The organism is Thiomicrospira aerophila AL3, from assembly GCF_000227665.2.
GTDB lineage: Bacteria > Pseudomonadota > Gammaproteobacteria > Thiomicrospirales > Thiomicrospiraceae > Thiomicrospira > Thiomicrospira aerophila.
Map to the genome: position 1 here is coordinate 1,311,445 of NZ_CP007030.1, position 22,033 is coordinate 1,333,477.

The 22,033-nt window shown below is 45.3% G+C and carries 18 protein-coding genes, 2 tRNA genes and 3 rRNA genes; 9 read left to right on the top strand and 14 right to left on the bottom strand.

The annotated features are described in order from the left end of the window. Positions 1-22 precede the first annotated feature (22 nt). From prfA to THIAE_RS06400, 3 genes are read left to right on the top strand one after another with little or no spacing between them, the layout of a single operon-like run. Positions 23-1,111, top strand: a complete 1,089-nt coding sequence (prfA, locus tag THIAE_RS06390; RefSeq protein WP_006459458.1) for a peptide chain release factor 1 — start codon at positions 23-25, stop codon at positions 1,109-1,111. Positions 1,112-1,136: 25 nt separating this feature from the next. Then, positions 1,137-1,979: a peptide chain release factor N(5)-glutamine methyltransferase gene (gene prmC, locus THIAE_RS06395; RefSeq protein WP_025299351.1), complete on the top strand. Its 843-nt coding sequence runs from the start codon at positions 1,137-1,139 to the stop codon at positions 1,977-1,979. A 10-nt stretch (positions 1,980-1,989) separates the two neighbouring features. Continuing rightward, on the top strand, positions 1,990-2,757 hold the full coding sequence (locus THIAE_RS06400; protein ID WP_006459460.1) for a HesA/MoeB/ThiF family protein: 768 nt from the start codon (positions 1,990-1,992) through the stop codon (positions 2,755-2,757). Between the two features lie 93 nt (positions 2,758-2,850). On the opposite strand, the gene rrf is transcribed toward THIAE_RS06400, so the two are convergent. The 7 genes from rrf to THIAE_RS06435 all read right to left on the bottom strand — a co-directional run bounded on the left by rrf (position 2,851) and on the right by THIAE_RS06435 (position 10,706). Beyond that, positions 2,851-2,966: ribosomal RNA gene (gene rrf / locus THIAE_RS06405) — 5S ribosomal RNA — on the bottom strand. Between the two features lie 126 nt (positions 2,967-3,092). Beyond that, positions 3,093-5,952, bottom strand: a 23S ribosomal RNA gene (locus tag THIAE_RS06410). 405 nt (positions 5,953-6,357) lie between these two features. Next, positions 6,358-6,433: transfer RNA gene (locus THIAE_RS06415), tRNA-Ala, on the bottom strand. A gap of 3 nt (positions 6,434-6,436) precedes the next feature. Then, a tRNA-Ile gene (locus THIAE_RS06420) sits at positions 6,437-6,513 on the bottom strand. A 94-nt stretch (positions 6,514-6,607) separates the two neighbouring features. Beyond that, positions 6,608-8,147 (bottom strand): 16S ribosomal RNA (locus tag THIAE_RS06425). Together the 16S, 23S and 5S rRNA genes with 2 tRNA genes alongside form the textbook arrangement of a ribosomal RNA operon. A 421-nt stretch (positions 8,148-8,568) precedes the next feature. Continuing rightward, positions 8,569-10,041, bottom strand: a complete 1,473-nt coding sequence (rng, locus tag THIAE_RS06430; protein ID WP_006460990.1) for a ribonuclease G — start codon at positions 10,039-10,041, stop codon at positions 8,569-8,571. A gap of 11 nt (positions 10,042-10,052) precedes the next feature. Beyond that, on the bottom strand, positions 10,053-10,706 hold the full coding sequence (locus tag THIAE_RS06435; protein WP_157868727.1) for a Maf family protein: 654 nt from the start codon (positions 10,704-10,706) through the stop codon (positions 10,053-10,055). A 104-nt stretch (positions 10,707-10,810) separates the two neighbouring features. On the opposite strand from THIAE_RS06435, the gene THIAE_RS06440 reads away from it, so the two are divergent. Continuing rightward, positions 10,811-12,526, top strand: a complete 1,716-nt coding sequence (locus THIAE_RS06440) for a proline--tRNA ligase (protein WP_006460992.1) — start codon at positions 10,811-10,813, stop codon at positions 12,524-12,526. 44 nt (positions 12,527-12,570) lie between these two features. Here the strand turns inward: THIAE_RS06440 and THIAE_RS06445 are convergent, their stop codons facing one another. From THIAE_RS06445 to THIAE_RS06475, 7 genes are read right to left on the bottom strand one after another with little or no spacing between them, the layout of a single operon-like run. After that, positions 12,571-12,822, bottom strand: coding sequence for a hypothetical protein (locus THIAE_RS06445; protein ID WP_006460993.1), 252 nt, complete (start codon positions 12,820-12,822; stop codon positions 12,571-12,573). Beyond that, on the bottom strand, positions 12,815-13,345 hold the full coding sequence (locus THIAE_RS06450) for an efflux RND transporter periplasmic adaptor subunit (RefSeq protein ID WP_006460994.1): 531 nt from the start codon (positions 13,343-13,345) through the stop codon (positions 12,815-12,817). The genes THIAE_RS06445 and THIAE_RS06450 overlap by 8 nt, the downstream gene beginning before the upstream one ends. Next, positions 13,338-14,639, bottom strand: a complete 1,302-nt coding sequence (locus THIAE_RS06455; protein ID WP_006460995.1) for a TolC family protein — start codon at positions 14,637-14,639, stop codon at positions 13,338-13,340. Before THIAE_RS06455 ends, THIAE_RS06450 begins: the two co-directional genes overlap by 8 nt. Positions 14,640-14,647: 8 nt before the next feature. Then, a complete protein-coding gene (locus THIAE_RS06460; RefSeq protein ID WP_006460996.1) occupies positions 14,648-15,160 on the bottom strand; it encodes a thioredoxin family protein in 513 nt (170 codons plus the stop codon). A gap of 10 nt (positions 15,161-15,170) precedes the next feature. Next, positions 15,171-15,686 (bottom strand): TlpA family protein disulfide reductase, encoded by a 516-nt coding sequence (locus THIAE_RS06465; protein WP_006460997.1) that lies wholly within the window; start codon positions 15,684-15,686, stop codon positions 15,171-15,173. Between the two features lie 14 nt (positions 15,687-15,700). Next, positions 15,701-16,405, bottom strand: coding sequence for a DnaA regulatory inactivator Hda (gene hda, locus THIAE_RS06470; RefSeq protein ID WP_006460998.1), 705 nt, complete (start codon positions 16,403-16,405; stop codon positions 15,701-15,703). A gap of 20 nt (positions 16,406-16,425) precedes the next feature. After that, positions 16,426-17,508, bottom strand: coding sequence for a DUF2066 domain-containing protein (locus THIAE_RS06475; protein WP_006460999.1), 1,083 nt, complete (start codon positions 17,506-17,508; stop codon positions 16,426-16,428). 115 nt (positions 17,509-17,623) lie between these two features. On the opposite strand from THIAE_RS06475, the gene purM reads away from it, so the two are divergent. From purM to apbC, 5 genes are all read left to right on the top strand, one after another. Beyond that, on the top strand, positions 17,624-18,664 hold the full coding sequence (gene purM, locus THIAE_RS06480) for a phosphoribosylformylglycinamidine cyclo-ligase (RefSeq protein ID WP_006461000.1): 1,041 nt from the start codon (positions 17,624-17,626) through the stop codon (positions 18,662-18,664). 6 nt (positions 18,665-18,670) lie between these two features. Further along, positions 18,671-19,342 (top strand): phosphoribosylglycinamide formyltransferase, encoded by a 672-nt coding sequence (gene purN / locus THIAE_RS06485; RefSeq protein ID WP_006461001.1) that lies wholly within the window; start codon positions 18,671-18,673, stop codon positions 19,340-19,342. 10 nt (positions 19,343-19,352) lie between these two features. Further along, on the top strand, positions 19,353-20,102 hold the full coding sequence (locus THIAE_RS06490; RefSeq protein WP_006461002.1) for a DUF3108 domain-containing protein: 750 nt from the start codon (positions 19,353-19,355) through the stop codon (positions 20,100-20,102). Between the two features lie 15 nt (positions 20,103-20,117). Further along, complete coding sequence (dcd, locus tag THIAE_RS06495; RefSeq protein ID WP_006461003.1) at positions 20,118-20,732, top strand: dCTP deaminase; 615 nt, start codon at positions 20,118-20,120, stop codon at positions 20,730-20,732. Between the two features lie 101 nt (positions 20,733-20,833). Then, positions 20,834-21,970 (top strand): iron-sulfur cluster carrier protein ApbC, encoded by a 1,137-nt coding sequence (gene apbC / locus THIAE_RS06500; RefSeq protein ID WP_006461004.1) that lies wholly within the window; start codon positions 20,834-20,836, stop codon positions 21,968-21,970. Positions 21,971-22,033: the final 63 nt, after the last annotated feature.

The window sequence follows — 22,033 nt, forward strand, 5'->3', positions numbered from 1 at the left end:
ACTCAAATAAGTACCCTATAAAATGAAAGATTCAATCCAACGCAAACTCCAGGCCCTTGTAGAGCGACTCGAAGAAGTCGGTGCGCTGCTATCAGATCCACAAGTGGTTAATAATCAAACTGAATTTCGCAACCTTTCTAAAGAACATGCGCAACTTGAACCAGTTGTCAGCAGCTATAAAGCCTACCTAAGTGCCGAAGCTGACTTACAAGAAGCGCGTGACATGATCGCCTCTGGCGACCGTGACCTAAAAGAGATGGCACAGGAAGAATACCCAGCGCTTGAACAACAACTCGAGACACTCGAAATTGCCCTACAGAAAATGCTCTTGCCACGTGATCCTAATGATGATGCCAATATTTTCTTAGAAATCCGTGCAGGTACGGGGGGAGATGAAGCCGCTATTTTTGCAGGTGACTTGTTTAAAATGTATGCACGCTATGCTGAAACACAGCGCTGGCAGATTGAAATTATTAATACAAGTGATGGCGAACATGGTGGTTACAAAGAAATTATTGCCCGTATAATTGGCGATGGTGCTTATTCAAAACTTAAATTTGAATCAGGTGCTCATCGTGTTCAACGCGTTCCCGCTACAGAAACTCAAGGTCGAGTTCATACCTCAGCAGCGACAGTAGCCATTATGCCTGAAGCAGCTGATGTTGAACAAGTTGAACTCAATCCGGCAGATTTAAAAGTGGATACCTTTCGTGCATCGGGTGCTGGTGGCCAGCATGTTAACAAAACAGATTCAGCCATTCGTATTACCCATATCCCTACTGGTACAATCGTTGAATGTCAGGATGAACGTTCCCAACATAAAAATCGTGCTAGAGCCATGTCTCTTTTGGCAGCAAGGATTATGGATGCAAAACGCCAAGCACATAATCAAGAAATTGCACAAACACGTAAATCTCTCGTTGGATCAGGCGACCGCTCTGAGCGTATTAGAACCTATAACTACCCCCAAGGTCGTGTCACCGATCACCGCATCAACCTAACACTTTATAAACTTGACGATGTTATGAATGGCGGCTTAGCCCAGGTAATCGATCCATTAAATCATGAGTATCAAGCAGAACAATTAGCTGAGCTTAGTAATCAAGATTAAAATGCTAGATAAACCTACGACCGAAATGTCTATATCCTGCGCCCTTAACTGGGCACAAAATAGACTGGCGAGAACAAACAACCTTTCAAGCTATGAAGCTAAATTTGAAGCCGAATACCTACTGACTGAACTTCTTCATGTCAACCGTGCACATCTGATTGCCAGGCCTGAATCAACACTTCCCGAGCCAATAAAGCAAGCCTATACTGACGCAGTCAATCAACGTGTAATGGGAAAACCTATTGCCTACATTCTTGGGTATCGTGAATTCTGGGGATTAAAACTCAAAACAACACCCGATACCTTAATACCCCGTCCAGATACAGAAACACTAGTTAATGAAACACTCAAAAAAATCACCCCTCAGACGCAACGCCTAATTGACCTTGGCACAGGAACAGGGGCAATAGCTATTGCATTAGCAACTGAAACCGAAAATATTGAGATACTGGCAACTGACTTGCATTTTGCGACCCTAGCTATTGCTAAGCACAATGCATCTGAACATCAAGCATCAATTAGCTTTATTCAAAGTGATTGGTTACAGCCATTTAAATCTACCCAACAATTTGATATTGTTGTGAGCAACCCTCCCTACATTGAAGAGAATGATCAGCATCTCAACCAGGGAGACTTGAGATTTGAACCTCCTAGAGCCCTGGCCTCAGGTCATGATGGACTCAAAGCCATAACGACAATAATAAAACAATGTCAAAGCAGATTAAAAAAAGATGGCTGGCTATTGCTTGAGCATGGTTATACCCAGGGCGATCAAATAAACGCACTATTAGATGCTCATGGCTACAGATCCATATCAACTATTAAAGACTATGCCAACCTAGACCGGGTAACAATCGGTCAACGATAATGGAATTCAAATGATCGAAGAACTAAGCGATAAACAACTTGAACGCTATGGACGACATATTCTACTTGACGAAATCGGCTACGAAGGTCAATTAACCCTTGTCAAAAAACGAGTGGGCATTATTGGACTAGGTGGGCTTGGCTCTCCCGTTGCACTCTATCTGGCTTCAGCCGGAATTGGTGAACTGACGTTGGTTGATTTTGACCAAGTTGAATTATCAAACCTCCAGCGCCAACTCATTCATAATGAACAAAGAATAGGATTAAATAAAGCCACATCTGCCAAACAAAGCATCGAATTACTCAACAAAGACATTCTGATTAACACAATAACACACAGGCTTAACGATGATGAACTTGCTCAAATCATCATCAATCACGACTTAATTCTCGATTGCACCGATAATTTTGCTAGTCGCTACCAATTGAATCAACTTTGCTATAAACACAACACACCATTGGTTTCAGGTGCAGCGATAAGATGGGAAGGACAAATTAGCACCTATGACTTCAGAAAAGAAGGTCTTGCTTGTTATCAATGCCTCTTTCCAAAAAAGTCCAGTAGCGACAGCATTAACGAGACCTGCTCACAAAATGGCGTAGTTGCACCACTGCTTGGCATTATTGGCTCTATACAAGCTCTAGAGGCCATTAAGTGTCTACTAGATCTACCCACACTCAACAGCAAGCTCACCATCATCGATGGACTTAGTATGCAAATCAGACAATTCAATCTAAAAAAAGATCAAAACTGCCCAGTCTGCAGCATCCAAAAATAATTCACTATCCTAATTAATGACATGATTAAATACTAAAACCGGAGTGAAAAAAAGGCAAAAAAAACCCCTCATATGAGGGGTTTAGGATGTGGAGCTTGGCGATGACCTACTCTCGCATGGGGAGACCCCACACTACCATTGGCGCTGGAACGTTTCACTTCTGAGTTCGAGAAGGGATCAGGTGGTTCCATTCCGCTATGGTCGCCAAGCAATTCGGTTTTGTAAACGCCATAGGCCTTTACTAAAATTCTTTGCTTAGGAATTGATCTCTTCAATTCGGTAACATGCCTTGATTATCTCAAGCTCACATGCCAGTTAAGTCACTTTTGAGTTGTATAGTTAAGCCTCACGAGTAATTAGTACAAGTTAGCTTCACACATTACTGCGCTTCCACACCTTGCCTATCAACGTCCTGGTCTTGAACGGCTCTTTAGAAGACTTAAAGTCTAGGGAGAACTCATCTTGGGGCAAGTTTCCCGCTTAGATGCTTTCAGCGGTTATCTTTTCCGAACGTAGCTACCCAGCAGTGCCATTGGCATGACAACTGGAACACCAGCGGTTCGTCCACTCCGGTCCTCTCGTACTAGGAGCAGCCCCCCTCAATTCTCCAACGCCCACGGCAGATAGGGACCGAACTGTCTCACGACGTTCTAAACCCAGCTCGCGTACCACTTTAAATGGCGAACAGCCATACCCTTGGGACCGACTTCAGCCCCAGGATGTGATGAGCCGACATCGAGGTGCCAAACACCGCCGTCGATATGAACTCTTGGGCGGTATCAGCCTGTTATCCCCGGAGTACCTTTTATCCGTTGAGCGATGGCCCTTCCACACAGAACCACCGGATCACTAGAACCTGCTTTCGCACCTGCTCGACGTGTCTGTCTCGCAGTCAAGCACCCTTTTACTCTTGCGCTCATTGCACGATGTCCGACCGTGCTGAGGGTACCTTCGCGCTCCTCCGTTACTCTTTAGGAGGAGACCGCCCCAGTCAAACTACCCACCATACACTGTCCCTGGCCAGGATTCACTGGCCGAGGTTAGAACCTCAATACGATCAGGGTGGTATTTCAAGGATGGCTCCACAAGAACTGGCGTCCCTGCTTCAAAGCCTCCCACCTATCCTACACAGATAGTATCAAAGTCCAGTGCAAAGCTATAGTAAAGGTTCACGGGGTCTTTCCGTCTAGCCGCGGGTACACGGCATCTTGACCGCGATTTCAATTTCGCTGAGTCTCGGGTGGAGACAGTGTGGCCATCGTTACGCCATTCGTGCAGGTCGGAACTTACCCGACAAGGAATTTCGCTACCTTAGGACCGTTATAGTTACGGCCGCCGTTTACCGGGGCTTCGATCAAGAGCTTCGCTTGCGCTAACCCCATCAATTAACCTTCCGGCACCGGGCAGGCGTCACACCGTATACGTCATCTTTCGATTTTGCACAGTGCTGTGTTTTTAATAAACAGTCGCAGCCACCTGGTCTCTGCAACCCTCAAAAGCTTACAGCGCAAGGCCTTCACCTTCAAGGGCACACCTTCTCCCGAAGTTACGGTGTTATTTTGCCTAGTTCCTTCACCCGAGTTCTCTCAAGCGCCTTGGAATTCTCATCCTGCCCACCTGTGTTGGTTTGGGGTACGGTTTTTTATAACCTGAAGCTTAGAAGATTTTCTTGGAAGCAGGGCATCAACCACTTCGTCCTAATGGACTCGTCATCAGTTCTCGGCATTAAAGACCCGGATTTGCCTAAGTCTTCTGCCTACCGCCTTAAACAAGGACAACCATCGCCTTGCTGGCCTAGCCTTCTCCGTCCCTCCATCGCAGTTATAAAAAGTACAGGAATATTAACCTGTTTCCCATCGACTACGCCTTTCGGCCTCGCCTTAGGAGCCGACTAACCCTACGTCGATTAGCGTTGCGTAGGAAACCTTGGGCTTTCGGCGAGGGAGCTTTTCACTCCCTTTATCGCTACTTATGTCAGCATACGCACTCGTGATATCTCCAGCATGCCTGACAGCACACCTTCACAGACTTACACGACGCTCCCCTACCATGCCTTACGGCATCCGCAATTTCGGTACACTACTTAGCCCCGTTAAATCTTCGGCGCAGGCCGACTCGATCAGTGAGCTATTACGCTTTCTTTAAAGGATGGCTGCTTCTAAGCCAACCTCCTGACTGTCTAAGCCTTCCCACATCCTTTCCCACTGAGCAGTGTTTAGGGACCTTAATTGGCGGTCTGGGTTGTTTCCCTCTTGACAACGGACGTTAGCACCCGCTGTCTGTCTCCCATGATTGCACTTGTTGGTATTCGGAGTTTGCAATGGGCTGCTAAGCCTTGACGGCCCGCTAGACCATAACAGTGCTCTACCCCCAACAGTGAGACATGAGGCACTACCTAAATAGTTTTCGGGGAGAACCAGCTATCTCCGAGCTTGATTAGCCTTTCACTCCGATCCACAGCTCATCCCCTAATTTTTCAACATTAGTGGGTTCGGACCTCCAGTTGATGTTACTCAACCTTCATCCTGGCCATGGATAGATCGCCCGGTTTCGGGTCTACTGCATGCTACTATCGCCCATTTAAGACTCGGTTTCCCTACGGCTCCCTTATTCAGTTAACCTTGCAACACACAGTAAGTCGCTGACCCATTATACAAAAGGTACGCAGTCACAGAACAAGTCTGCTCCCACTGCTTGTACGTACACGGTTTCAGGTTCTATTTCACTCCCCTCCTGGGGTTCTTTTCGCCTTTCCCTCACGGTACTGGTTCACTATCGGTCGGTAGAGAGTATTTAGCCTTGGAGGGTGGTCCCCCCATATTCAGACAGGATTTCACGTGTCCCGTCCTACTCGTTTTCACAAGAATAAAGCTTTCGCATACAGGACTATCACCTTGTATCGTCGCACTTTCCAGAGCGTTCTGCTAACTTAGTCCTTGCTTAAGGGCTGGTCCCCGTTCGCTCGCCGCTACTTAGGGAATCTCGGTTGATTTCTTTTCCTCCGGGTACTTAGATGTTTCAGTTCCCCGGGTTAGCCTCCCATAAAGGGATATCCTCGAAAGGATGGGTTTTCCCATTCAGACATCTCCGGGTCAAAGGTTATTTGCCACCTCACCGGAGCTTTTCGCAGGCTATCACGTCTTTCATCGCCTTCTACCGCCTAGGCATCCACCGTGTACGCTTAATCACTTAACTATACAACTCAAAAGCAACCTACAACACGCTTATCTCTAAACGCTTTCAGTTCGTCTTGACCTTTTGTGTTGAACATCTATCTCTAAACATTCAATCAAAACACCACTTTTAAGTGCACAACGCAATTAAGATTCTTCGCTGACATGTTCGCTTGAGATTACTCATCAAGATACATGTTACCTAAGTTTGGTGAGCATGATTGGAGGTCACACTCACCGGGTTAATCACGTCTCATCAACGTCTATTAACCTTCTCTTTTGAAGAGATCTTTTCCTAATTTTTAAAGAACTTCGACTTATCGTCTAGAAGCGGAATCATATCATTACACTTCATTTCTGACAATAAAAACCGCTCATATTTTCTCAGCTAATTTTCATTAACCAAAACGCCATGAGCGGTGTTTATTGGTGGAGTTAGGCGGGATCGAACCGCCGACCTCCTGCGTGCAAGGCAGGCGCTCTCCCAGCTGAGCTATAACCCCATTTGGTGGGTCTGGGTGGATTCGAACCACCGACCTCACCCTTATCAGGGGTGCGCTCTAACCAACTGAGCTACAGACCCAGGTCCTTTGCTAACCTGAGCGCACCCAGGTCGTTCTTTTGTAATTCAGAGACAATTTATGTGAAAGCGCCTAAACTCGTGCTTGCTTTGTCTTAAAGGAGGTGATCCAGCCCCACCTTCCGATAGGGCTACCTTGTTACGACTTCACCCCAGTCATGAATCACACCGTGGTAACCGTCCTCCCGAAGGTTAGACTAGCTACTTCTGGTGCAACCCACTCCCATGGTGTGACGGGCGGTGTGTACAAGGCCCGGGAACGTATTCACCGCAACATTCTGATTTGCGATTACTAGCGATTCCGACTTCATGGAGTCGAGTTGCAGACTCCAATCCGGACTACGATCGGTTTTTTCAGATTAGCACCACCTCGCGGCTTCGCAACTGTTTGTACCGACCATTGTAGCACGTGTGTAGCCCATCCCATAAGGGCCATGATGACTTGACGTCGTCCCCGCCTTCCTCCGGTTTATCACCGGCAGTCTCATTAGAGTTCTCAACTAAATGGTAGCAACTAATGATAAGGGTTGCGCTCGTTGCGGGACTTAACCCAACATCTCACGACACGAGCTGACGACAGCCATGCAGCACCTGTCTCACAGTTCCCGAAGGCACCAATCTATCTCTAGAAAGTTCTGTGGATGTCAAGGGATGGTAAGGTTCTTCGCGTTGCATCGAATTAAACCACATGCTCCACCGCTTGTGCGGGCCCCCGTCAATTCCTTTGAGTTTTAATCTTGCGACCGTACTCCCCAGGCGGTCAACTTATCGCGTTAGCTGCGCTACTAATCTTTTTAATAAGACCAACAGCTAGTTGACATCGTTTAGGGCGTGGACTACCGGGGTATCTAATCCCGTTTGCTCCCCACGCTTTCGCACCTCAGCGTCAGTTTTAGTCCAGGAAGGCGCCTTCGCCACTGATGTTCCTTCTGATATCTACGCATTTCACTGCTACTCCAGAAATTCCCCTTCCCTCTACTAAACTCTAGACTGCCAGTTTCAATCGCCATTCCTAGGTTGAGCCCAGGGCTTTCACAACTGACTTAACAATCCGCCTACGCGCGCTTTACGCCCAGTAATTCCGAATAACGCTTGCACCCTCTGTATTACCGCGGCTGCTGGCACAGAGTTAGCCGGTGCTTTTTCTGTGAGTAACGTCACAGCTAGCAGGTATTAACTACTAACCTTTCCTCCTCACTAAAAGTGCTTTACAACCCTCGGGCCTTCTTCACACACGCGGCATGGCTGGATCAGGGTTGCCCCCATTGTCCAATATTCCCCACTGCTGCCTCCCGTAGGAGTCTGGGCCGTGTCTCAGTCCCAGTGTGGCTGATCATCCTCTCAAACCAGCTATAGATCGTCGCCTTGGTGAGCCATTACCTCACCAACTAGCTAATCTAACATGGGCTCATCCCTTGGCGATAGCTTACAAGTAGAGGCCACCTTTCATCCGTAGATCTCATTCGGTATTAACGTACGTTTCCATACGGTATCCCCAACCAAAGGGCAGATTCCCATGCATTACTCACCCGTCCGCCACTCGTCAGCGAGAGCAAGCTCCCCTGTTACCGTCCGACTTGCATGTGTTAGGCCTGCCGCCAGCGTTCATTCTGAGCCAGGATCAAACTCTTCAGTTTAATCTTGAACATTTTTATAACACTCGGAATTGACAAAGAAACATGGAAGAGTTTCCTCTACCTATACTTACATTGTCGTTTCGAGCTAATTTATGCAAAACACTCATTCAAGCACTTCCACATAAATTATCTCTGAATTACCTGATTTTTAAAGAACTTTTTAATCTCTACCAACTCAACATTTCGTCGTTTGGAAGCCCGCTATTATAACCAGGGCCGCGCTTCAGTGTCAACATTTATTTTCAAAATATTTTCACTCAATCCGCTTGTTTCTTCACCTCTTAGCGCATTGCTTCGAAGTGAGGCGTATTCTACAGACTCCCCGCTTCCTTGCAACTCTTTTTTACGGTTTTTTTAATAATTTTTCATTTTAATCATAACAAACAACTTTTACCCATGTTACCCACAGACTTATCCACATTTACATCATTACTACATCGAAATATTCGGGTGGGTAGCTACTTTCGGCTTGAAATTTAATCGTTTTACCAAGAAATCCTTCAAGCGCAGCTACACCATCTGATTCTTCATCTAAAATTCTAGCAACCACACTTTCTGCAGCAATAACACGGTAGCGCTCTGCATTAAAAGATTTATCCATACGGGTTATCTCCCTGAATATCTCATAACCTACTGTTTCAGCAGTTTTAACTACTCCACGTCCATGGCACATAGGGCAGGGCTCGCATAATGTCCGCTCTAGGGATTCGCGGGTACGTTTCCGTGTCATTTCAATCAAGCCTAATCGCGATATTTCGCTAATTGACGTTTTGACACGATCACGCGTTAGCGCTTTTTGTAAACTCTCATACACATGGTTCTTATGTTCATCTTCTTCCATATCAATTAAATCTAGAATAATGATGCCACCCAAATTCCGTAATCTGACCTGTCTAGCAATAGCTTGCGTTGCCTCAAGGTTAGTGCGATAGATAGTTTCCTCTAGATTTTTATGACCGACAAACCCGCCAGTATTAACATCTATTGTAGTCATCGCTTCAGTTTGATCAATGATGAGATAACCACCCGACTTAAGCATCACTTTTTTTTCCAATGCCGTTTGAATTTCGTCCTCAATGTTATAGAGATCAAATATAGGTCTATCACCTTTATAGTGACCAATTTTATCCGTGACCTCAAGTGAGTACATCTTGGCAAAGTTTTTCATTTTTACAAAAGTCTCAGCCGAATCCACTCTAATTTTTTCTATCCCCTCATTGGGAACATCTCGTAATATTCTGAGGTAAAGCGGCAAATCCTCATAAACAAGTCGTGGTTTTTTGGATTCAGTCGCTTTTTGGCTGGCCTGCTCCCAAAGCTTTTGTAAAAACATGACATCAGCTCGCAACTCATGGAAATCAGCGCCCTCTGCAACTGTTCGCACAATAAAGCCACCTGGTGTAGCTTTAGACTCAGGAATCAGCTTGATAATTTCACGCAATCTCTCGCGCTCAACGGCTGAATCAATTTTTTGTGAAACACCGACATTTTGCTCATCAGGCATATAGACAAGTAAACGCGATGCAATCGATACTTGCATCGTGACCCTTGCGCCTTTCGTGCCTAGAGGATCTTTTACAACTTGCACCAAGACTCGCTGCCCCTCATAGAGCAATCGACCAATGTCTTCAGGATCTTCAGGACTTCGCTCATTCACTAGCGCTTGAGTGACATCAGATGCGTGTAAAAAGGCTGCCCTCGATAGTCCAATATCAACAAACGCAGCTTGCATTCCCGGCAACACACGGTCAATGCGGCCAAGATAAATATTACCTACCAGACCACGTTTTTTATTCCGCTCAACCCATATCTCTTGCAGCACACCATTCTCCACCCAGGCTACACGTGTTTCATTGGGCGTAATATTGACTAAAACCTTCTGTTCATCGTTCATGGATTGTCATCTTATTTTATAGAGCTAAAGTTATATATTAGGTAGCCAGCACGAACCAATAATTCGCTTGTCTCAAATAACGGCAATCCCATTACACCTGAATAACTACCATTAATATGGCTTATAAACTGGGCACCAAGACCCTGAATAGCATAGGCACCGGCTTTACCCTCCCACTCATTGGAAGCCAAATAGTCTGCCAATTGCTGATCGGTTAGACTGGCAAAGGTGACCGCTGTTTCATTTAAGCTGGCAAATGTCTCGCCCTGATGAATAACAGCAACAGCTGAAAGCACCCGATGTGTTTTTCCAGACAATTTAGTTAAAAACTCACTAGCTTGGTGTTGATTTCTTGGTTTACCCAACACCACACCCTCAAGCTCAACAAGGGTATCTCCAGCAACCACCCAAATATCATGTCCTGCCAATTTGTTATAACCGGCAAAGGCTTTTTCAATTGCCATACGCATCACAAATGATCGCGGGGATTCATGAGGCAGCGCCACTTCCTCAATCGGTGCGTCCACGACTTTAGCCGACAAACCAAGTTGTTTTAGCATGGCTAAGCGCCTCGGCGATCCCGAGGCTAAAAAAAGCTTATCTGCCAGCGCTTCTCCATTAGACACGATTATTTCCTTTTTAAGTTTTTCATTGATGATGGCCATTTTACCCAAAACGACTGCCACATAAACGCAAACTATGAATAAGCTGCGTGTTAACCATAATCACTATGCTAAAATCAGCTTTTTAATTTGCACAGCATACAATCATGAAAACATCCCAATTATTATTAGCCACGACCCGTGAAACCCCCGCTGATGCTGAAGTCATCAGCCATCAATTAATGATTCGCTCAGGCATGATCCGCCGCCTAGCCGGTGGTCTTTATACTTGGCTGCCATTAGGTGTTCGCGTATTACGCAACATCGAACAGATCATTCGTGAAGAAATGAATCGCGCAGGCGCACAAGAAGTATTAATGCCAGTTGTTCAACCTGCTGAACTTTGGGAAGAATCAGGACGCTGGCAACAATATGGACCGGAGTTACTGCGCATAAAGGATAGACACCAACGCGACTTTTGCCTGGGTCCAACTCATGAAGAAGTCATCACTGATATGGTGCGCAAAGAAATTCGCAGCTACAAACAGTTGCCGGCAAATTATTACCAAATTCAAACAAAATTTCGTGATGAAATTAGACCTCGTTTTGGTGTGATGCGCTCTCGTGAATTTATTATGAAGGACGCCTACTCATTCCATTTAAATCGTGAATGCTTAGAACAAACCTATCAAGTCATGTATGACACCTATCATCGTATCTTTGAACGAATTGGGCTCGATTATCGTGCCGTTCAAGCCGACACGGGATCGATTGGTGGCGATGGCTCACATGAGTTTCACGTTTTGGCTGATTCTGGCGAAGATGCGATTGCGTTTTCAACCGCGAGCGATTTTGCAGCCAACATTGAACTGGCTGAAGCGCTTGCACCTACTGGCCCACGCCCATTACCCTCTCAAGCCTTAACAGAGGTCGCCACACCAAACATCCACAGCATTGAAGACGTGTGCCAATTTTTATCCGTCCAAGCTAATCAAACCCTTAAAACCTTACTGGTGCTGGGTGCCAATGAAGATAATCCCGTCATTGCCTTGGTTTTACGTGGTGATCACGAAGTGAACGACATTAAAGTCGAAAAACATCCGCTAGTCGCAAGCCCTATGACTTTTGCTTCTGCGGAACAAATCAAACAGGTGTGCGGTTGTGATGCGGGTTCAATTGGCCCGGTGGGTTTAACCATTCCCATGTTAGTTGATCGTGCAGCCGCTCATTGTGCCGATTTTGTATGTGGTGCAAATAAAACCGGCTTCCATTTAACGGGCGTAAATTGGAATCGAGATGTACAACCAGGCCTGGTGACCGATATCCGGAATGTCGTTGAAGGGGACCCAAGCCCAGATGGCAAAGGTGAAATTCAAATCAAACGAGGGATTGAGGTCGGGCATATTTTTCAATTAGGTGATAAGTATTCCAAAGCACTCAATGCCAATGTATTAAATGAACATAGTCGCGCTCAGATTTTAGAAATGGGTTGTTACGGCATTGGGGTGACCCGCGTCATTGCCGCAGCGATTGAACAAAACCATGATGACAAAGGCATTATTTGGCCAGACGCTATCGCGCCCTTCCAAGTTTGTATTGTACCCATGCAAATGCACAAGTCCCCACGCGTTGCCAAGGCAGTAGAACAACTTTATGACAGCTTGCAAAAACAAGGCGTAAGTGTGTTGCTTGATGATCGTAATGAACGTCCAGGCGTCATGTTCAATGACATGGAGCTGATTGGTATCCCACATCGTATTGTTATTGGTGAGCGTGGATTAGATCAACAACAGATTGAATACAAGCATCGACGCGACACTGAGCCACAAAACATTGCTGAGGCTGAATTTATGTCGTTCTTAATGGCTCAGTTAAACAAATAAGCTCACCCTTTTATTTGCTCAATTACCCCACTTTTATAACCGGTTTATTTAAAGTGGGGATCCTTACCAAACAAACCCGTTGCTTCCGCATCGGGCATCCAACCAATTCGACTTCTTACCTTGAGCGACTGATAGTTTCTAACTATGGGCATAATGGTTAAGATACCCACTATACGTTGTGACCAACTCCACCCAATTGCCGAAGGATGGCGTGACCACCATTGATTATTCACCCCAAAATGCTGAGTTTTAAAAATTAAATGCACGGCTAATCGCCAATAATGCAGCTTATTCAACACCTATCTCCAATTCAAATAATGGCTGGTTTTCTTTAAATACAGTCGAACCAGCGCTCACAGTGAGTTGTTTTATTCTACCCTGTTGGGGCGCACGAACATGATAATAACTTAACCAGGCCTGGTGTGCGGCCAATTTAGCTTCAGCTATAGCCAAATTGGCTTTTGCAACCGCAAAATCGCGTTGCGCTTGTTGATAAGGACGCTTGGCAATAACCGTTCGATCAAACAAATCTTCAATATTGGCCATTTCAATTTCGGCATCAGTAAAGAGTGCCGCCGCGCGATCACGCTCTGCTTCCAACATACGTAAACGTGCTTGATATTCACGATCATCAATGACCAATATCAAATCACCCTGCTTAACCTGGCTGCCCTCTGGGTGTAAAATCTGCATCACTTGGCCCGATACCAGTGAACCCACCACCAAAGTTTGTGCATGAACTGCTAATGCGAATGCGCTCGCACCGAATAAAAAAGCTATCGCAACGACACGCTGACATACATCGGCAAACTTAGTCATTTGCTGACTCCTTAATCATCTGATCAAAATTTAACAAATCTTCAGCACCCAGTAACAGGTTTAACTGCGCCCACAGGAGCACTTTGCGAAAACGGAAAGCTAGCTCGTCATAGTCGGATTGAGATATTTCTACCAACGAATGACCAAAATCTGCTTGCAACTCATTTTCATACATCGCACGTGCTACATCAAAATTAACGCTAGCAAAGTTTTGTTTTGCCGTCAGCAATTGCCCCTCAACGCCCAATAAACTCAACTCAAAATACAACTGCGTGAGTTGATCACGTAATAGCTGCGCTTGATAGTCACGCTCAGCTTGCGCAATCGTAACCTTCGATATCGCCTTATCAACCTTAGCTCGCGTTAAGCCACTATCATACAAAGGCAACTCAAAGGTTATCCCGGCCTCCCAGCGACCCTCTCGCGTTCGTGGATAACTGGATAACTGGCCTACTTTAGCATCAGCGCGGATAGTCGGCTTTAAACCCGAACGCGCGACATCAACACGTTGCTGCTGGGCAGAATACTGCTTATCCAATGCAACTAGTAATGGATTCTGTTGTTCTAATCGCTGTTGATAAACGTCTAAAGTATCAAGCGTTAGCGGTAACTGAATCTCACTCGGCACCTCTACCCTTGGGACAATGGTGGCACCCAGGCCAAGTGCATTGCCTAAACGCAATCTGGATTGACGCATCATCAATTGCGCCTGCTGTCGCGCCAAAAACGCGGTTTGATATTCACGCTGCGATTCAGTTAATTTAAGTTCTGACACACGTTCTAATGCAAAGTCTTCTTCAACCTTATCAAGCGTAACAAACGCAATGGCCATGGCTTCGTTCTTTACACGGTAATTTAGATCGGCTAATAAGACATCAAATACGCGTTGCATTAAGGTTAATCGATATTGCAGTGTTTGGTAGTGCAGCAACTGTTCATGCGCTTCAGATTCAATAGCCAGCGCAGCTAACACACTTTGCGTCCGGCCAAAATCATATAAAGGCGCCGAAAACTGCAAGGCCGCTAAGTTATAGTCTTGTCGTTCATCCATAAACTCGCGCTGGCCTAAACGACCCACAAACCCCAGGCTTATACCTTGCTCTGCTGAAGTGGCATCTTGTTCAGCACGATTGATCTGCTGAATCGCTTGTTGACGCAAAAAATGCGGATCAGCGGTGAGCGACCAATTTAACGCATCATCTAGCGTAAATGGATTAGGTAAAGGGTCAGTTGCAGCCTGAACCGGCAATGCAAGTGAAAAACCGAGCAATGGCCATAAGAATTTAGTATTCATGTTACGCCCTATGACGCGTCTGCTTGACGTCTAAAACGATTAAAGTTCATCTCTTGATAGTGGCCTTCTACAACAAAGCGACCAAACAATAGAAACTCTTCTTTGGTTCGAGTAGGGCCCGTAAATCGTGCGATAGGTTCACCATCCAAATCAAAAATAATCATGACGGGTGTCGCACGAACCCGATATTGGCGCTCTGCCATCTCTTTTTCAGTATCAAACTCACGCCCATCAAAATGGGTCACTGGATTAGACCCCTCAATATCAAAGCGATAGACTTTAAAATGTTCATGAAAATAGGCAATAACTTCAGGCTCTTGCAAGATAGTTTCCTTCATGCGATGACAAAATGGACAGTCATCCATCTCAAAGAAAATAAAAACACCCTTTTTACCCTCTTCACGAGCGAGTTCCAACTCCTCTTGAAAATTACCAAAACTATGATCAAAAAACTCGTTGGCCTTCACCGAGACACTCAAAGCAAACATCAATAGCACAGCAACAATCAGTTTAGTAGGCATTGGATTTCTCCTAAGGATTACGGCGCTCAAATTCAGCAATAAAGTTTTCCAACAGCTCACCATCTACCAGGCCTGCACGCCCAGCAACAATATGGCCACTTGGGGCGACCATATAGGTGCTAGGCAACCCACGCAATGGACCGAAAGGGGTGTGATTTGCGTTTAAATCTATCTCTTTAAACCTTACAACAGGGAACGTTATCATTAATTCTTCAGTAAACGTATTGATTCTTTCTATGGGGATATTTTCATAATTTACCCCTAAAACAATTGCTTTCGAATCCTTGTGCTTTTCATGGAACAGGGTCAAATCGGGCATTTCTTTAATACATGGCGGACACCAAGTTGCCCAAAGATTGACCACGACCCACTGACCTCTAAAATCTGACAACATAACAGTGTTACCCTCCATGTCGACAAACTCAACATCCATGGGTTCTGCCATCGCATGACTACTCATCGCCAGCAGGCCTGCTAGCAGAATATTTCTAACTGATAATAACAAACTCTTTAAACCTAATTTCACGGCATTCTCCCTGGTTAACGTGCTAAAACTAATTTTGTAAAAGGTAGCGTTAATCTCCGCTGCTCGGCCAACGTGGCCTGCTCAAGCATTTGCAACACCGCTAATAACTCTTCTAAGTTAGTTGAAAAACGCTTTATTAAAAAATTTGCCACATCTTTGGGCAATTCAAAACCCTTAATCATCGCATGGCGTTGTAATGCTAATACCAAATCATCACTCTCCTGGAGCGGTGTCAACTTAACAGGTAGTAAAGAAAACATTGCATCTCTAAGCTCTGGCACTGACATAGGCCAAAGTGCCATTGGCAAAGTCCCCGATAACAAAAGCGGATGGCCGAGTGCTGCAGACTTAAAAAGTAAGTCTTGCAAAGCTGCTTGCCAAGCACCTTGATCAATCACCTGGTCAACGTCATCTAAGCAAATTAAATCCATCACCTCCAATCCCTTCAATACATCAGGGATTAATGGGAGCTGTTTTTCTTTAAGAGGAAAATAAACGCTTCGTCCGCCCTTTATTGACACAGCACGACAGGCCGCTTGCAGCAGATGTGTTTTACCTACTCCATCCCCACCATAAAAATAAACACCTTTACTCAATCCGCCAGAATCAGCTGCTTGCAATTGACTGAGCGTTAATGCAACGGATGCATCAGGTGCAACATAGGATTCAAAGCAGGCCGTATCTGGCAGATTAATTTTAAGTGGAAGCTGAATTAACATTAAGGTTTAGTTTCGCAAGTTTAATTTGAATACTGATAGTGATAACGCACATGCCCTACCGCGCGGTCATCAAATACCATTCGAACAGGTAATACTGCCTCCACATTTGCCAGGACAGTCTTTAAATCACCACGATAGTGAATGTTAAAGTGCGCAGCTCTTCCCTCAATTTGCACCAATCTAATCTGATCAAAAACGAGACTATTAGCCGACAATCGTCGCTCAATGTGATTTATAGCAGCTGCATCGGGTAAATGATCAATTTCTAACCAGAGCGTTGCAGAGATATTCGATTTTGCGAAGTACTGAGTAGACTCCTCCAGCAAAATGCGGTCAAACGTTTCCAACACCAATTGATTAAAATTTTCACCCAATAGGACCTGTTCCCAACGTAACTTATTGCCAGCAAGGTCATAATATTGGCTTCTTACCTGTACGACATCTCCCACGACCTGTGCCGACACAACCACAACATGGGTCACACCCTCATCACTAGCTTGCTGTAAGCTCACTAAATTTTGCTCAGAAAAAATTTGAGGCAAAGGGCTTATGCCATGTGAATGGTACTGTTCATTATGTGCTAGATAGACTTGTGGCAATCCGATTAGATCTAAATAATGCCGAAAATCAAGGTCGGGGCGAAAGATAAACCCCTCGTTCGAAATTTGCGCTGACAAGCCTCGCTGCAGCCAATCACCCACAATAAGTAGTCTTGGGCGCTGTGACTCCGGCCAGATGGCTACATTGGCTTGTTGGAGCGCAGGAACAAGTTTTGAAGTATTAAATTCAACACGTACATTTTGACCGACCACAACCCCATCAATTTGGCGATTAACCAGCTGGTAGTTTTGCACCCACTTGCGCGCTTGTGAACTAAAAGACTGAGTTGCAGGCAAGGCTGTAATATCAGGATTACCCGATACCCTAACCAACAGCGCAGCCATCGCCTCAGCAAAATAGCGGTCAAGTTGCGATTGATCAAAACTCGCTATCTCAATATCAACACTAAAAAAACTATCCTCAGCCTTTACTGGGGTCAACATCATCAGCAATAAAGCAGGTAGCAAGCTAACCAGTAAAGCGTAGTTGCGAAAACTTCTCATACGTCTCTCAAAAATTTTAGTTACAATATAATAATGTTTTTAAATAAAAGCGTGCGGCTGATTTACATGATTCTGCCGTAATCTTCCATCAATTAAAAGTTTCTTAATCTATATTATGTCTACTAAACCATCACTCAGTTATAAAGACGCCGGCGTTGATATTGATGCAGGCGACGCCCTTGTTCAAGCGATCAAACCTATTGCCAAAGCCACCGCTCGTCCCGAGGTTATGGCCTCACTAGGTGGTTTTGGGGCACTATTTGAACTTCCTATTCATAAATACAAAAATCCGGTCCTTGTCTCAGGTACAGACGGCGTAGGCACAAAGCTGCGTTTAGCCATTGATTCTGAAAAACACGACCAAGTAGGCATAGACTTGGTTGCGATGTGCGTTAATGACCTTATCGTTCAAGGTGCTGAACCTCTATTTTTCTTAGATTATTATGCAACAGGCAAACTTGATATTCATGTTGCGAAAGATGTCATTAATGGCATAGGTGAAGGCTGCCAACAAGCTGGCTGCGCGCTTATTGGCGGCGAAACCGCTGAAATGCCTGGCATGTATCCGGTCGGTGACTATGATCTTGCTGGATTCTGTGTGGGCATCGTTGAGAAAGATCAACTCATTGATGGTTCTAAAGTTCAGGCCGGCGACAAACTGATTGGTATCGCCTCTTCAGGCCCGCACTCTAACGGTTATTCGTTGATTCGCAAAATTATTGAGGTCAGTGGCGCCAATTTAAACGAAGAGTTGAATGGCCAAAAACTCATCGACGCGCTAATGGCACCGACTAAAATCTATGTCAAATCATTATTGGAATTATTCAAGACGGTAGAGGTTCATGCCCTATCCCACATTACCGGCGGTGGTCTAATTGAAAACCTACCCCGCGTGATGCCCGACCACACCTGTGCCAAAATTGACAGTCAGGCCTGGCAACGCCCTGCCGTATTTGATTGGTTACAAGAGCAAGGCAATGTCGATAAAATTGAAATGCATCGCACCTTCAACTGTGGCATCGGAATGGTAGTAGTTGTTGCGGCTGATCAAGCAGATGCCGCATTAGCAAAGTTGAAAGCACTGGGTGAGCAGGCCTGGTTGATTGGCGAAATGGTTCATTCAGAAACCGCACAACCCCATGTAGAACTTCACTAAGTTTTCATGGCGTTTGAAATCGTTGTTTTAGTATCAGGGTTTGGGTCTAATCTGCAAGCACTTATCGATGCGGCTAAGGCTCACCCCGATCAGTACAGAATTAAGGCGGTTATCTGTAATCGCCCACAAGCCTATGCGCTTGAACGCGCCCGTCAAGCAAACATCCCATATTTTACAATTTGTGCCGCCGCAGGCCAAACACGCGAAAGCTATGATCAACAGCTCAACCAGCAACTAGAAACCTTGCAGCCCGATTTAATTGTCATGGCTGGCTTTATGCGCATTTTATCCGCAGGGTTCACAGAGAAATGGCAACATAAACTCATTAACATCCACCCTTCGCTTTTGCCAAAATACCCGGGTTTAAACACGCATCAACGTGCATTAGATGCTAGGGACGCTATCCATGGCATTAGCATACATTATGTCAATGCTGAAGTGGATGGAGGCCCTGTTATTGCGCAAGCTCAATTAGAAATCAAATCACAGGATAGCGCCGAAACCTTGGCTCAACGCATTCATGAACTCGAACATCAACTATTACCAGCTGTTGTATTAGCTATCGCTACTAAAAAAATTCACTACAACCTAGCCCATCATCAAGTAACCTTTTTAGGTGATGAAATTCAAGCGCCACTTAGTCTCGAAAATTTGTATCGCGCTAAATCCACGGACTAGGAGTTCAACAATGTCTCTATTTTTTCGTTCTAAACGCCCTGTTTTACTTATTGGCATGATCATGCTCATCCTAACTGGCTCGATTCAAGCTGTGGTTGCTCAATCAACATTAAAGCCGGACTTTAATGCTGAATTCACCGTACGTGTAATGGGAATTAATGTAGGCACCGCCTCACAGTCTTTAAGTTGCGAAGCTCAAAGTTGCCTTTTAGAAACCAGTGCGATTCCAGATCGATGGGCACGACGCTTAGCCAATGAACAAACCCATGAACGAATTGAACTAGGCCTCGATGATAACAACCAATTACGCTGGTTAAGCTATCAAAAAACCTTACAACGCTATCGCGGCAATACCACACCTCAAATTACCCGTTTTTTTTGGGATAGCGAAGCAAATGAAATTGTCAATCCTGACCGCAACCTGAGCTGGCCAGCTAGCGAACAAGCGTTTGACATGATTGCGATTATTTATGCGCTGCGTCAAAGCCTACGCGCTGGTCAACACAATCCTCCGCTACTGCTGCAAGAAGATAAACGTCAAACACCCGTGAGCTTTGTCAGTGCCAATCAAACAACACAAGTCCACACGCAATTCCGCAGCAATTTGGCAGCACGTTACTATGAATGGGCGTCCGAAGAAGTTCAGGTCAAAATTTGGTTACTCGATGACTTTGCTTTTTTTCCTGGTCGTATTGAATTGACCCAACATGATAGCGGTCGCAGCGTTATCCTTAGCCTAAAATCACCTCCGACCTTTTAACTGGATCTAGCTCACATGAAACTTTCCGATCGAGATATTATTAGCGCGCTCAAACAAGGACGCATTGGTATTGAACCCGCCCCTGCGGCTAACAAAATTAAAGGAATAAGTGTAGATTTACGCCTAGACAATCGATTCCGCGTCTTCAATGATCACACGGCACCCTTTATTGACCTAAGCGGTCCTCGTGAAGAAGTGCAAACACTACTCGATAAAATTATGGGCAATGAAATTGTCATCGAAGCTGATCAAGCCTTTTTTCTTCATCCAGGTGAGCTTGCACTTGCCTCGACCTATGAATCTATTACCATTCCAGATGACCTGGTAGGCTGGCTAGATGGCCGCTCAAGCTTAGCGCGACTTGGACTGATGGTGCATGTCACCGCACATCGCATCGATCCAGGCTGGCAAGGCCAGATTGTGCTCGAAATATTTAACAGTGGCAAGCTGCCTTTAGCCCTTAGACCTGGCATGGATATCTGTGCCATCAATTTTGAAACTTTATCAAGTCCTAGCACCACACCTTACAATAAACGCGCTGATGCGAAATATCGCAATCAAACCGGTCCAACAGCGAGTCGGATTAATCAGGATCAACCTGACGAACGACAACTTGACCTGCTCGGTTAATCGACTAAACTCCCTTAAATCATAATCAAATTTGGTAAGCTAGATAATTCCTGATAAAATTAGTCAGGAATTATTTGTAGGCGTTTAATAAGAGGCTTTCCATGGGATTAATCAGCAAATTATTTGGCTCAGACGCCGCTAAAACTCTTAATGAGACCCAACAAACCCTGTTTGAACAACACGTGGGTCAACTCCTGTTTCCGCTATTTGAACAAACCCTTATCAAAACCAAAGCGATCGAAAATATCCACTTTGAAAAAGGTCGTTTATCGTTTGATCTTATTTGGCCTTTTGCTGCCAAGCAACTACACGCACAACTTAATCAAGCGATTGAACAGGCGGTAGCCAAGATTCCAGAGGTGACTCAACTCAGTATTCAGCCTATCACCCGTATTCAAGCCTATCAAACCCAGCCAAGTGTCGCCGCACTACCTGGCATTAAAAACATTATTGCCGTTGCCTCGGGTAAAGGCGGTGTCGGCAAGTCAACGACGAGTGTGAACCTCGCCCTGGCCTTGCAAAACCAAGGCGCCAGTGTAGGCATTTTGGATGCCGATATTTATGGCCCAAGCATACCGACACTACTAAAGTTATCAGGAAAACCACAAACCACTGATGGCAAGAGTATGGAGCCGATGGAGTCCTATGGATTACAAGCTATGTCAATTGGGTGCTTAATCGAAGAAGATACGCCGATGATTTGGCGAGGCCCAATTGTCACCCAAACCCTCACGCAACTACTCAAAGAGACACGCTGGCAAGCACTGGATTTTCTCATTATTGACCTGCCACCTGGCACGGGAGATGTACAATTGACGCTGGCGCAACAAATTCCGGTAACGGGCGCGGTGATTGTCACCACGCCGCAAGATCTTGCACTTATTGATGCTAAAAAAGCCATTAAAATGTTTGAAAAGGTCAACATTCCGGTGCTTGGTCTCGTTGAAAACATGAGTACCCATATTTGCAGTCAATGTGGTCATGAAGAGGCCATTTTTGGCGATGCCGGTGGCCTCAAACTCGCTCAAGACTATAACATTGATGTGCTAGGTCAACTGCCACTTAATATTGATATTCGTCTCCAAGCTGATGCGGGTTGCCCAACCGTGGCTCATGACCCCACAAGCGAATTAGCCCAACGCTACATTACGATTGCACACAAACTAGGCGCACAGCTAGCACAGCAACGCAAAAATTATAGCCATGCCTTCCCAAATATCGTGGTGCAAAACAGCTAAGTCAGCAAACCCTGCTAAAACCCTTTATAATTTGGGGTTTTAAAATTTAATAAAACGGATCGT